Annotated in this window: 9 protein-coding genes and 1 pseudogene; all 10 read right to left on the bottom strand. The window is 57.2% G+C overall.

From position 1 onward, the window contains the following. The coding region (locus DW189_RS14740) for a sugar phosphate nucleotidyltransferase (RefSeq protein WP_220398824.1) at nucleotides 1-53 on the bottom strand (53 nt) is incomplete at its 3' end. Nucleotides 54-118: 65 nt separating this feature from the next. Beyond that, nucleotides 119-1,290, bottom strand: a pseudogene (locus DW189_RS06005) (glycosyltransferase family 4 protein). Nucleotides 1,291-1,370: 80 nt separating this feature from the next. Next, nucleotides 1,371-2,276 (bottom strand): hypothetical protein, encoded by a 906-nt coding sequence (locus tag DW189_RS06010; protein WP_117507199.1) that lies wholly within the window; start codon nucleotides 2,274-2,276, stop codon nucleotides 1,371-1,373. A 56-nt stretch (nucleotides 2,277-2,332) separates the two neighbouring features. Beyond that, a complete protein-coding gene (locus tag DW189_RS06015; protein WP_117507200.1) occupies nucleotides 2,333-2,878 on the bottom strand; it encodes a UpxY family transcription antiterminator in 546 nt (181 codons plus the stop codon). Nucleotides 2,879-3,347: 469 nt separating this feature from the next. Next, nucleotides 3,348-4,559, bottom strand: coding sequence for a tyrosine-type recombinase/integrase (locus tag DW189_RS06020; RefSeq protein ID WP_117507201.1), 1,212 nt, complete (start codon nucleotides 4,557-4,559; stop codon nucleotides 3,348-3,350). Between the two features lie 428 nt (nucleotides 4,560-4,987). After that, nucleotides 4,988-6,274, bottom strand: a complete 1,287-nt coding sequence (locus DW189_RS06030) for a YeiH family protein (RefSeq protein WP_117507203.1) — start codon at nucleotides 6,272-6,274, stop codon at nucleotides 4,988-4,990. A 23-nt stretch (nucleotides 6,275-6,297) separates the two neighbouring features. Beyond that, nucleotides 6,298-7,347, bottom strand: coding sequence for a porin (locus DW189_RS06035; protein ID WP_117507204.1), 1,050 nt, complete (start codon nucleotides 7,345-7,347; stop codon nucleotides 6,298-6,300). A 241-nt stretch (nucleotides 7,348-7,588) separates the two neighbouring features. Beyond that, nucleotides 7,589-8,269, bottom strand: coding sequence for an ABC transporter ATP-binding protein (locus tag DW189_RS06040; RefSeq protein ID WP_117507205.1), 681 nt, complete (start codon nucleotides 8,267-8,269; stop codon nucleotides 7,589-7,591). A 41-nt stretch (nucleotides 8,270-8,310) separates the two neighbouring features. Further along, nucleotides 8,311-10,746 carry an ABC transporter permease gene (locus DW189_RS06045; protein ID WP_117507206.1) on the bottom strand — a complete coding sequence of 812 codons (2,436 nt, stop codon included), beginning with the start codon at nucleotides 10,744-10,746 and terminating at the stop codon, nucleotides 8,311-8,313. Between the two features lie 5 nt (nucleotides 10,747-10,751). Next, complete coding sequence (locus DW189_RS06050) at nucleotides 10,752-13,112, bottom strand: ABC transporter permease (protein WP_117507207.1); 2,361 nt, start codon at nucleotides 13,110-13,112, stop codon at nucleotides 10,752-10,754. Between the last annotated feature and the right edge of the window lie 11 nt (nucleotides 13,113-13,123).

The following is a 13,123-nucleotide window of genomic DNA, read 5'->3' on the forward strand; positions in this document are numbered from 1 at the left end:
GTGATCGGGTACAACCGTGTTCCGCTGCCACCCGCCAAGATGATGCCTTTCATTTATCAGTAAGTTAAATCTATTTTATAGAAATGCGTCCCGAACATACAGGGTCGCGAACAAAAAATCAAACCTTATCCATGACCTGCTGCAACCAGAAAAAAATCCGGTACGGCTGATATGAGTCTTGTAACCCAGCCGGCGAATAACGCCCATGAATTTCGTGTCGCGGCGGATATGCCACTGCATGAAATGATACAACCCGAACGTGGCCAGAAGACCCATGCCGACGACCGCATACAGTTGGACGGAGATGGAAAAACCGGCCGCTTCGAACACCCACCAGCATAATACGACCGCCGTATTCAATCCCAAGATAGCCAATGTCGTCGCGACATGGGAACAACCCATCTCGATGAACATATGGTGCAAGTGCGTCTTATCGGGACGGAATGGCGACGAGCCCTTCAGCATACGCGTCGACATCACGCGCAGCGTATCGAACACGGGAACCGACAACACCGCCAGCGTGAACGGTACAAGCCCTACATTCGGGTCGACAACGGCTGCGACCCGCGAACCGGATTGCAGGATGGCAATTACGAAGACGGACATGACGGTGCCCATGACCAACGTCCCGCCGTCGCCGATGAACATCTTAGAGGATTTACCGAAAACATTGTGCAGGAAGAAGGGAATCAGGGCCCCGACCGAAACTACCGCCAGGATCGTCATCGCCTCTTCGCCGGCGAGATGGAAAAGTATGCCGAAGATGGTGCAGGCCATGATACAATAGCCCGAAGAAAGACCGTTTACGCCGTCCATCAGGTTGATGGCGTTGATAATGCCAACGGTGGCAAAAACAGTCAGCGGCACGGCATACCAGGAAGAGATCGGCCCGATGCCCCACAAACCGTGGAAGTCGTTTATGCAATAGCCGCCGACAAAGACCAGCAACAGCACGACGACGATCTCGATCAAAAGCCGCAGGGAAGGAGAGAGGTTCAGGATGTCGTCCATCGTGCCGGTATAGAGCATCGCCATCATGGCCATGATTACGACAGGCAGTCCGGAGCAGTCCACGACAGCGCTCATGCACCCGATCGCGATCACGACCCCGAAGAAAACGGCGACGCCGCCCAAAACCGGGACAGGCGTACGCTGGAGTTTACGGGCATCCGGATTATCCACGATGTTTTTCAACAGGGCGATCTTCACCAGTTTAGGGTGGATCCAGCCGACTAAGAAAAGGGCTATAAAGAAAGGAATGAGGACTGTGTAGCAAAGAGGCGTTGCCATACTAATTCATTTTATTATCCGGAAAAGGAAGAGGGTTTTACATCGACAGCAATCAAATGGAATTCAACAGGCTTATTCATTTATGCGATATGCCGTTCCATTTCAGCCTCCAGTCGCGCCCCGACACTTTCGGCAATATAATGTATGACATAAGAAGTGCAATAATACCATGCATCGCCGCGCACGGGCAGCGTCAGGCTGTAATCGTACATGAACCGGGCGATCCGCCGCGCTGCGGGTTTATCGACAGGGAGGGCATTGCCCTGCAATGCGACCTCGTACATCCGTCCCAGCGTACAGAGGTACCTCTCGTCGAAATTCAGGGGGTCGGCAGGGACGCGTACGCACCTGCGGTAATACCCCGCCGCCCGCCTTATCGCGGTATCATTCCCCAAGTCGGGAAACATACAGGCAACCCGGTTCATCACCCCGATGCGTTCCAACGCGACCCGGAACGACACCCCCGGCCAGCAGCCGTCAGCATCCAGGGCGGATGTCCAGCCGGCCAACTGCCGTTTCAGGAACAGCAGGTATTCGTCATCGGCAGCCGGCGCGGGATAGAGCAGGTCGGCCACGCACATGCAGACGCTCGTCTGCTGAAACAAGCTGTTTCCCGGCCGGGCACCGACACCGCCCATAAAATCCCGGACAAGTGCGTCCGCAGCCCGGTAACAACAGTTCTTCTTCCGTCGATCGGCGGAAAATACCGTTTCGCAGGCAAGCGAATACATGGCATGTACCATCCGGCTACGGATCGCTGTATCGGGCTCGTGTTCAGAGCGTTCAGACAGCACCCAGAACAAGCTGTCAATTCTGTTGCGGAAGGTTTCCTCCGTACCGAATTCCCCGGCAGGCGCCACGGACGACACCAATTCATAGCCCGCGACAAAAGCCCTTGCCAACGACACCAGGCGCACGTTCGTCGCTTGGGCGGGATCGGCATCCAGCAGCAACGGCAGCATTTTTTTCAGGTAATTCGGTGTCATGTCAGTAATTTATCGGAACCGGAACAGTTCCTTTTACAGGCTTAAAGTGCCAAGGATCATATTTTTTCGACCAACGCGGACGGAATGGAAGCGGTAGCGACCGCCGTGATGCCGTCGATCTTGACGACGACACGTCTGTCCCGGGTGTTTTTCACCCGCATGAACGTGCCTTCGACACCCATGAATACGCCGTCCGTAATCCTCACCTTGTCGCCTTTCGACAACACGACCTCTTCGGGCGAAAGGAAAATCACCGGTTCGTCGATATTGGCGGCCACGGCGATAAAATTGCGCATCTGGGACTCGGGCACGGTCATAATCTGGTTCTCGCCGTTTTGCTGATGCATCACATAGCGCAGAATCGGCAGCCTGAATGTCTTCAGGTCGTCGATAACTTCACGCGTGGAGCGGACGAAAATATAGTTGTGCACCGCAGCTTCCCGTACCCGGGAAAACCGGCCCTTGGAATCCCGGCGGCGTACGACCCTTACCGGCACGAAATTCTCGACATGCAGTTTGTCGAGATACTCCTTGGTGGAGAGTTCGCGCTGATAGGTAACCCGAAGCACATACCATTTGGTATCTGTATCCTGACAGTCCATTATTGCGATCCGTTAAGTCGGTATTCGGCACCCGAAAAGGGCGTATAGTTGAGAAAAAAGCGTTCCATGGGGACATTGAAAACCTCGTAAAACTAAGATTTTCAACCAATTATGCGCCTCCCATAAGAACACTTCCGTATTTTAAAGTGCGGTCTCTATGTAAGAGATAGTTACATCTTAGTTGCCGTCTGATAATCAATTGGATGACATATAATGAAGGGTGTTTTTTCTAACACTGCTTAACTATTGCCTGCAAATAGCCCGAATCGGATTAAAAGAGCACTGAATTCATCCACTTAGTGAGCAATTCTTGCAAACAATCAGGATAAAAACAATAAGTTTTTGATATTCAAATTTTTTTTACAGAAACAAGCGGCGTTGTAAACAAAAATATGGTTTAAAAAATTTGGGTATATACTTTATTTTTAGTACTTTTGCGAAAGTTATAAAGGTCTCTTACATAGAGACCTTACACGTATAAGGATGCTATCAGGCTCCGGTTCGCCTGGTCGATAACGGAGTTTTCGAGCGAGGCCAGGTAAATCTGCGTGGTTTTTTCCGAAGCATGTCCCATTCCCGCACTGATGACCGACAACGGAATGTTATGGTTCCGGGCAGCAGTCGCCCACGTATGCCGCGAGGTATAGGAGGAGAGCGGGACTTCGAGCCCCAGCAAACCGGACAGCTTTTTCAACCGACGATTATAATAGTCAAGGGCCGTACGGTATTGGGAAAACGCCCTGACCGGATCGTCCGAACTGAGCAGCGGAAAAACATAGCCGGATATGCGCCCTGCACCGGCATAGCGCCCGATAAGCTTCGCGATGCAGGGCTCGATACGGATAACGAGGCGCTGCCCGGTCTTGCGGCGGACATAACGGATCGTATCCCCGACGATATCCTGATTCCTCAGGAAGGCAATGTCCACGAACGCCATCCCGCGCGTACAATAACTGAAAATAAAAATATCCCGGGCCAAGGCCAGGGACGGGGAGTGCGTCAGATCCAGCCGCCGGAGCCGCACGACGACATCCTCGCCGACGGCACGTTTGCAGGTATGGTCGACACCGGTATACACATACCGGAAAGGATCGGCCTGTGGTACGATATCCTCCTTCACGGCTTTATTATAGACCGCGCGCAATATCCGCATATAAAACGAGACGGTATTGCGGACAATGCCCCGGCGCCGGAGCCAGTCGTCATACTGCCCCACAAGCCGTTCATCGACGAGCGAAAAGGGAATATCCCGTCCGCCCAGGAAATCGGAGAAACTCCCGAGTGTCCGCCGGTAGTTGCGCGCCGTCCCCAACTTCCCGTTCGCCTCGAGCCTTGCGGCCTGCGTTTCGACATAGGCGAGCACAGTGCTCCGCCGGGAGTTGCGGAACCGGTCGACAACATCCCTGAGCGAGTAGCCCTCCTGCCGGAATTCGAGATCCCGGATGATCGTATGCAACAGACACAGATCACGGTCGATCCGCTGCTGCACGGACAGCAACGCATGGGCTTCCCCCGATAGGGGCGTGATGACACACCCGCGCCTTGCATCCCACTGCCGGGGCTGGAGACGCATGGAGGTAGTTATCTGCTGCGATTTGCGCCGATGGCAAAGCTGGTAACATATTACTCCCGCTTTCCCGCCGACCGACGATTCCCTGAGCTTGACTTTTACTGTCGCCATACATTTTAGTTGTTTATGGTTAGATTTGGAATTTTTTCCGCCGCCCGAAGTACACGGATGCATGTCCCGGCGGAATCACGCCAGCAAAACTAACCATCGGACAACTTAAAAAGGCCGAAAAATATGTTATTCGGCCATAACGGCATTGCGTGCAGGGTATTCCGGACAAGAAATACCCTTGCAGCATAAGGCACAGGCAGACGGGATCAGACAGACGGGCAGACTGCAAGACAGAGCAGGCCGCAGACAAGCGGAGCCGGCAGGACAGGGCGGCAAACGCACGGAAAGGGCGGACGGGCGAATGGACGGATGAACGGGCAGGATTGGCGGGCGGCGGGCAGCGGACGAGCATTACAGCCCGGCCGGAAATATGAAAAGCCCCCGAACCTTTCGGTTTCGGGGGCAATGGAGAGGCCTCCCGCCGAGGATTATCCCAGCATTGGTTTCAGCACGCCGAACAGCACGAGCGCGATGAGGAACGTAACGACGATATTGAAAGCCTGGGCGGCGAGGAACGCCCACAGCAGATTGCGGTTCTCCCGGGAAACGATATCCTTGAGGCGCGTATCGAGCCCCACGCAGACGAAGGCCAGCGAGAAAAATACCGTCGAGAACATTTTGGCGACACCCGGCTCGGCAAGTTTGCCCCTGGCATCGGCCGTAAAAAGGCCGTTTCCCTGCAATACACTGAATACCAGCGATGCGGCAACGAAGCCGATGATGAATTTCGGGAATTTCTCCCACACGATCCCCAGCGACGGGGCCTGCCCGGCCTTATCGCCGCGGCGCGTCGAGAGGTAAAGCGCGATGAAGAACGCCACCACGCCGATCAGTACGTTCTGCGCAGCCTTGATGATGACGGCATGCTGGTTGGCCACTTCGCCCACGATCATGCTCGATGCGGCGACACCCGACGTAGTGTCGATCGTACCGCCGATCCACGCCCCGGCGACCTCCTGCACGACATGCGGATCGTCGAAAATATGCGGCAGGATCGCATGCGCCAACCACGGCATCAGATAGATCATCGGCACGACGACGATCAGCACCAGCGAAACGATGTACGAAAGTTTCCGGTCGTCGCCGCCCGCCACGCGGGCCGCCGTGATACAGGCCGACACGCCGCAGATCGACACGCCGCTCGAAAGGATCATCGCCGAGCGTTCGTCGATCTTCATGCGGCGCGAAATCCGGAAAGCGAAGAACCACACGACGGCGACCACCAGGCACGCCTGCACCAGACCGAAGACGCCCGATTTCATCACGTCGCTGAAGAGGATCGTGGCACCGAGGCACACAACGCCGATCTTGATGTAGAATTCACCCTGGATCGCGGGTTTCAGCCACGCGGGAACATGCCACACGTTGCGGATCAGCAACCCGAAGAGCACCGAGAAGAATACCGATTCGAAGCCGTAATACGACACGGAGGGGATCTTGGCAACGATCTGCGCCAGCAACGAGACGGCGAAGACGGCCACGAGCGACGGCAGGAGCCCCCTGAGCGGACGCCGCAGCATCAGGCACCCGGCATAGAGCACCACCAGCACGATGGCGAAGAGACAGGCGATATTGCTCCACGCAGCGCCGCCCAGCAACGTCGCGGGGACTTTGGGCAGCGCGGAAGGTGCGACCGCGGCCAGCGCCAGCAGGGGAATGCTCACCCAGACCACCACCCAGTCCTCGACCCGGAATTGTTCCATCCACTTTTTCATTTTTATTTTATCATTTTTTCAGGTTAAAATATGCCGGAAAGCATCAGTGCCACCACATTGCGGCCGGCGACACCCCGCGCGGTGAAATCTTCGTAGGTGTAATCCAGCTGGCAGCGCAGGTATTTCACGGGTTGCCATGTAAGCCCGGCCGTATAATTGGTCTGGCGGCTCGAACCGCGGGAGCTGTCTTCGAGAAAGGTATCGTACCGCACCGCCGGCAACAATGTCCGGGTCACGCGCCAGCCCGCTACAGCATACCATCCCTCGCTGTCGAGGCCGCCCGTCGTGCCGCAGATGTATTCGCCGCGCAGGACGAGGCGCCCGTAATCGTAGCAGGCACCGGCACCGTAACGGATGCGCTTCAGGTAATCCTCGCCGTACTCGCCCCGGTAGTACGATCCCGCGAACTGCAATCCGGCGACGGGCTTGACCGTAAGGCGCGCCACGATGTCCTTGCTTTTGTTCTTATCCTTGACGTTCAGCCCCTCGCCGTTGAAAACGCCGAAGTTGTAGTTCAGGATACTGTATCCGTCGCGCTTGAAAAATCCTCCGAACAGCTGCGCGCCCAGGTCGCGGCCTGTGGCCGAAAGTCCGCAGAGGTCGCTGAACCCCATCAGTTTGCACAACGAAAGGGGGTATTCGATGAACTCATATCTGAGCGGCACATAGTCGGTATTCTCGATCGAAAAAGGCAGCTTGTATTCGCCCAGCTGGACGTTGAGCTCATCGAACGGTTTGTAACACAAGTAGGCGTCGACGATTTTCGGCGAAGCGAATTCGATCTGGACACGGTAATCCAGTTTCGGAGCGATGACGCCCGCCAGGTTCAGACGTACGCGTTTGATAAAAAAGGTCGACGAACGGTCGCTCCATACGTAACCGGTCTGGACATATCCCGAAATTTCCGGCAGGGCGGCCAGCACTTTGTCCCAGGTGGACGTTTTGGCTTTGAGGGCCGCGATTTCCGCCGAAAGCTCCTCAACCGAAGATGTCACAGTGGTCGTGTCGGGCTGCTGCGCGCGGGCGGGTACAATCAAGCCGAGCAACAGCAATACGAGCAAAATCATTCTCATAAACAAGGTCGTTTGGGTTCACAAAAGTCGTGATTCCGGCGCAAAAGGTCAATACGCGAAAATACCTAAAATGACCCGGAACGGCTCCGGGCGGCATCCGGGGATGGCCACCGCCAGCCGTCCGCTCCCGGAAAACAGAACAGGCACCGCACAGGACACGGACAGGGACGGCACAAAAGAGGCCGGAATACTCCGGCCTCCCCACTTATGGAATGAACTTTTTATCGGTCAGGTACAGGAATCACAGTTTGTTGACGAGATCCTTGACCAGCTCGCCGTCGAACAGGTGCAGCACCCGGTGCGCGTAAGTCGAATCGTGCTGCGAGTGGGTCACCATGATGACGGTCGTACCCTCACGGTTCAGCTCCGAAAGCAGTTCCATCACCTCGCGGCCGTTCTTCGAGTCGAGGTTACCCGTGGGCTCGTCGGCCAGGATCAGCTTGGGGTTCGACACCACGGCACGGGCGATGGCCACACGTTGCTGCTGTCCGCCCGAGAGCTGCTGGGGGAAGTGCTCGGCGCGGTGCGAAATGTTCATGCGGCTCAGGATCTCGTTGACGCGACGCTTGCGCTCGGACGCCTTGACGCGCATGTAGATCAACGGCAGCTCGACGTTCTCGAAGACGTTCAGTTCGTCGATCAGGTTGAACGACTGGAAGACGAACCCGATATTCCCCTTGCGGAATTTCGTGCGGTCTTTCTCCCGGAACCCGGCGACCTCGTGGCCGAGCAGCGTATAGCTGCCCGAGGTGGGATTGTCCAGAAGCCCCAGGATATTGAGCAGCGTGGACTTGCCGCAGCCCGAGGGACCCATGACGGCGACGAATTCACCCTCCTTCACTTCGAACGTCACGCCGTTCAGTGCGATGGTCTCGATCTCTTCGGTACGGAAAACCTTCTTGAGGTTCTCAACTTTCAGCATTGACATAACAAACAGGTTTTTATTGTTGATATTGATTTGATTTATTCGGATTTCACGGATTCGGCCGGGTTTTCGTTAACGGCACGCCACGAGCGGACGGTGACGGTGAGTGCCGTGACGGCCAGCACCCCCGCCAGTGCCAGGGCAAAGACCCACCAGTACAGCGGCACGGCATAGGCGAAGCCTGCGAGCCAGTGCCTGACGGCCCAGATGCTTACCGGGACGGCCAGCACGAAACACACGGCGACCAGCATGACGTAGCGGCGGTTGAACATGGCGAGGATTTCGCCCCGCGAAGCCCCCATTACCCGGCGCACGGCGATTTCGCGGCGGCGGTGCTGCGTCTCGAACAGCACCAGCCCGAAGACGCCCATCAGGGCGATCACGACGGCCAACAGCGCGAACAGCCCGACGATGGCCGTCAGTTTGCGTTCGTTGTCGTACTCGAGGCCCAGCTCCTCGTCGAAAACACGAACGACGATATCGCCCGGCTCCGTGCGGGGATCGACCTCCGCGATATAGCGGCGGATATGGGCGGTAACAGCCGCAATATCGGCTCCGGGCGTCATCCGCACATAGACCACATGAGGCAGGTGCCAGTAATTTTCCTGCTGGATTTTCTTCGGAAGAAGATAGAAACAGAAGGGCGATACACCGTATTGCAGGGGCTTGAAGTTGAAATCGGCACAGAAACCTACAATTTGCTCGTCGGGCGACACGAAACCGTTGATACGGTCGCCGACCTGCATTTCAAATTCCCGCCGCGCCGCTTCGTTGAAAATCATCGTTCCGAGTTCCTTGTCGAAGTCGCTCTCCAGGAAATCGCGTCCGTCGGTAATCGGGATACCCATCACGCGCAAGAAATCAGGTTGTACGACATAACTCTGGAAAGCGACCTGACGGCCCTTGAACTCCCGGCCCCAGCCCATACGCCCGACCGACACCAAACGGCTCGTAGCTCCCGTAACATCCTTTACCTGAGGGTCGGATAGAAGTTTCTGCCGAAGGGCGTCATAACTTACCGCCCCACGTTGGGAAAGCCGCACGGCGAGGAGGTTTTCCTTGTCGAAACCCATATCATAGTGCATCATGTAGTCGTGTTGCAGGCGAATGAAACTGGTCGCGATGATCAGCCCGATGGAGATGAAGAACTGCACGCCCAGCAGCAGCGTACGCAGCCGGCGGCCGCTGCGGGTTCCGCCGAAGGATCCCTTGACGACCAGCGCCGGGGCGAACGACGTGATATACCACGCAGGGTAGAGGCTGGCGGCGAGCGCCATGACGAAAGCTACAACGGCTACCAGCCCCACGACTTCCAAATTCTGCGACAGCGCCAGCGATGCGGAAATGTAGCTGGCGAATTCGGTGCCCTGCAAGGCAAAGGAAACGTACCAGGCCGCCAGCAAAGCGATCAGGACGAGCCCGAACGCCTCGAACACGAAATTGAAGCGCAGCGACGAGGCGGGAGCGCCGAAGACCTTGAACGTATTGACGGTACGGATGCGCACCGGCACCAGCGCGAAAAAGAAGTTAACGAAGTTGATGAAAGCCAGCACGATAACCAACACGGCAATACCCAGCAGAGTATAGGTCGTGACAACAGACCCCTGCCGGCAGGGCGCCTGTGAATCCGACTCGAAATAGAGTTCCGATACCGGAGAAAGGCGCACGCCGTAGATACCCGATTCGTCGTCGTCATCTGCGGCGTCCCCGGCCGCCGCACGTTTCTCGGCCGCCTCGCGCTGCATCTCCTGGTTCACGTTCGTCCACTGGCGCGCAAACTCGTCGGGATCGGCACCGGGCCTGAATTTGACGAAATAATTGAAACTCCACTCCGAAGTGGTATAAAGGTTCGTTTCGCCCAGATTTTTCACCACCTCGCACTCTCCCAGCAACGAATTGTCCGGAAAGTCTTCGAAAACCGCCACGACTTCCATTGCCCCGTCGGGCTGGGGTTCATCGGTATCGACCCATATGAGGCTGCCCACGCCGACCCGCATCCGTTCGGCCGCCTCGCGGGAAACGATGACGCTCTTCGGTTTTCCGAGGTCATGCACATCGCCCTCGACCGAACGGAAAGCGAAAACATCGAGGAAAGGCAGCGATACCGAACCGCAGGAAGCAGAAAATTTATTATACCCGAACGAAGGCTCGTTGCTCGTCCAACAGGTTCCGGAGCCGAAACCGCCCCACATGCAGCCCCCGACTTCGACCCCCGCCGTCGAAGCGATGACACGCTCGGGCACCGGCCGGTTAAGCCACGACGACCATTTCCCGGGCTCGTACCAGTCCTCGTTCTCCACGAGATAAATACGGTCGGCTTCGTGCAGCGAACGGTTGTAACCCAGCTCCCACCAGACCTGCGTCATGATGACGTAGAACGCGGTAAATGCCAGCGTCAGGCCTATGACGTTCAGCAACGACGAAACCTTATAGCGCCGCAGTGTCGTTAGGAAATTGCGGAATGCGATCTTCATGGCGTTTATTCGGTTTTAATCATATCGATCGGGTTGGCATTGGCGATGCGCCACGTGCGGACGAGCTGCACGGCACAGACGATCAGCAGCACCACCGACCCGCACAGGGCGAAGAGCCACCAGCGGAGCGCCACGCGTTCGACGAAGTTGCTGACCAGCAGGTCAGCGCCCCAGCGGCTTATGGCGGCTCCGACAATGACGGAAGGAACCGCAATCCACAGCACGTCGCGCGAGAGCAGGCGCAGCACGTCGGCCGTCGAAGCCCCGTTGACCTTGCGCAGGGCGATCTCCTTGCTGCGGCGGCGCATCTCGTCGCCCAGGTAACCCACAAGCCCCATCAGGGCGATGAGCAACGTGATGCCGCTGACCGTGAAGACGATGTTGCGGAAACTGCGTATCTCGGAAAGGGTATCGCCCAGCAGATCGTCGTAGACCGTAAGCACGTGGTTATTGTCCGAAGGGTATTCCTCGATCTTGCGCTGCACGGCGGCCAGCGCCCCGGGCGACATTTCGCGCAGGCGGATCATCAGGTACCACCTGATTTTGATCTCCGGCGTATACCGGGAGAACGAAGTGTAATAATTCAGCGGATGCATCACGATCGGGTCGACCTGTCCCGTGGCGATAACCGTACGGAAATCCTTCACGACGCCGACGATGGTATAAAGGCGCGCATCGGCGCTGTCCTCATCGATGATTTGGCGCCCTACGGCTTCCCGGGGCGTCCAGCCGCGCAGGCGGACGTAGGTTTCGTTGACAATGACCTCGAACGGGTTGCTCTGCGGAACGAAATTGCGGCCGGCGGCAATCTGCATGCCCATCGCGGGCATATAGGCTTCGTTGCAGAGCGTATAACGGCACGAAAACAGGAGTTCCTTGCTCTTCTCATCGTAGCAGGGCTGGCCCGAATAACCCCAGATGGGCACATCCTCGGAAGCGCCCGCTGCCTCGACCTCGGGAAGGGCGGCCACGGCGTCGCAGATGGGGGCCATGCCCGGAAGCGGCGTCTTGAACCGGGTATAGACAATGCGGTCGTGCACGAATCCGAAGTCGCCGTTGCGGAGTTTGTCGAACTGCAGCACGGCAAGCAGCAGGAGCGTAAGGGTGAACGTACAACTGACAATTTCGACGACGAGCAAAACCTGCTTCCAGCGGCGGCGGTTGTCCGTCGCACCGCGAAACGCCAATGTCACGGGAATCGAGGTGAAAATCCGCGCCGGGACGAGCGCCGCGAGGGCGAATGCGGCGAGGATGACGATCAGCGGCACCCAGATGCGTTTCAGGGCGAAAAGCTCGGCCATCGGCGTACCAGTAATCTCCCGTACCTGATCCTGCAGGGCCCACAGCAGGAAAGCGGCCACGACGACCGAAGCGAGGGTCAGCACGGCGGTTTCGGAGCAGAAGATGCGGAAAATGTCCGAACGCCGGGCGCCGCCGACCTTGAGCATGGCGATGGTCTTCGAGCGGCTGACCAGCGTCGAAATAGATATGAGTACGTAGTTCATCGCCGCAACGAAAAGCGTGAGGGCCGCAAGCGCCATCAGCACCCACGAAATCAGCTCGACAGAAGAATCGACGCGTGACGATTCGGTGATCGGAAAGAAATACCACTTCATGCCCCACTCTTCCATCATGCCCCGCAGCTCGTGGCGGTCGATGAATGTTTCCGCCTGCGCCTCGACCTGGCCGATCTGCACGCCCTCGCGCAATTTGACATAGCTGGCGAACGAGTCGCCGCCCCGCCACGACGTGTTCATCGTCCGGCGGGCATATTCGAACGAACGAAGCATGTTGAATTTCCCGAGGTGCTGGTTGGGATCGGGATCGCGGAAGACACCCGAAACGGTCAGCGAATCGGTGCCTTTCAGCAACAACAGTTCCCCGACGGGATCTTTCTTCCCGAAGATGGTGCGGGCGGCCGATTCCGAAATCATCACCTGGTTCTCCTGCGCAAGCGCCCGGTGCGGATCGCCCTGGAGCACATCGAAGCCCAGCACGTCGAAAAACATCGTATCGGCCAGAATATATTGCATCGGAAACGAATTGTCCCCGCGTACCACATCGTCGGATGTCGTTCCCCAAAGGCGCGTCGCGGCCTCGATCTGCGGAATCTCTTCGGCCAGCGCCGGGGCGATCGGCGCCTGGAGCGACGAGGAATACCCCGTCATCTGCGGTGCATTGTAATGTACCCACAACTGGTAGATGCGGTCACCGTCGCGGAAACAACGGTCGGACGTGAGGTTATAATTGGCATAGGAGAAAATCAGCAGGCCCACGGCCAATCCCAGCGAGAGCGAAATGACGCGGGCAACGGTACCGCCTCGCAATTTGCGCAGGTAACGTAATGCGAAGAGAAAATTTTTCATACCGGGTATCT

The sequence above is a fragment of the Alistipes sp. AM16-43 genome (assembly GCF_003435745.1).
Lineage (GTDB): Bacteria > Bacteroidota > Bacteroidia > Bacteroidales > Rikenellaceae > Alistipes > Alistipes onderdonkii.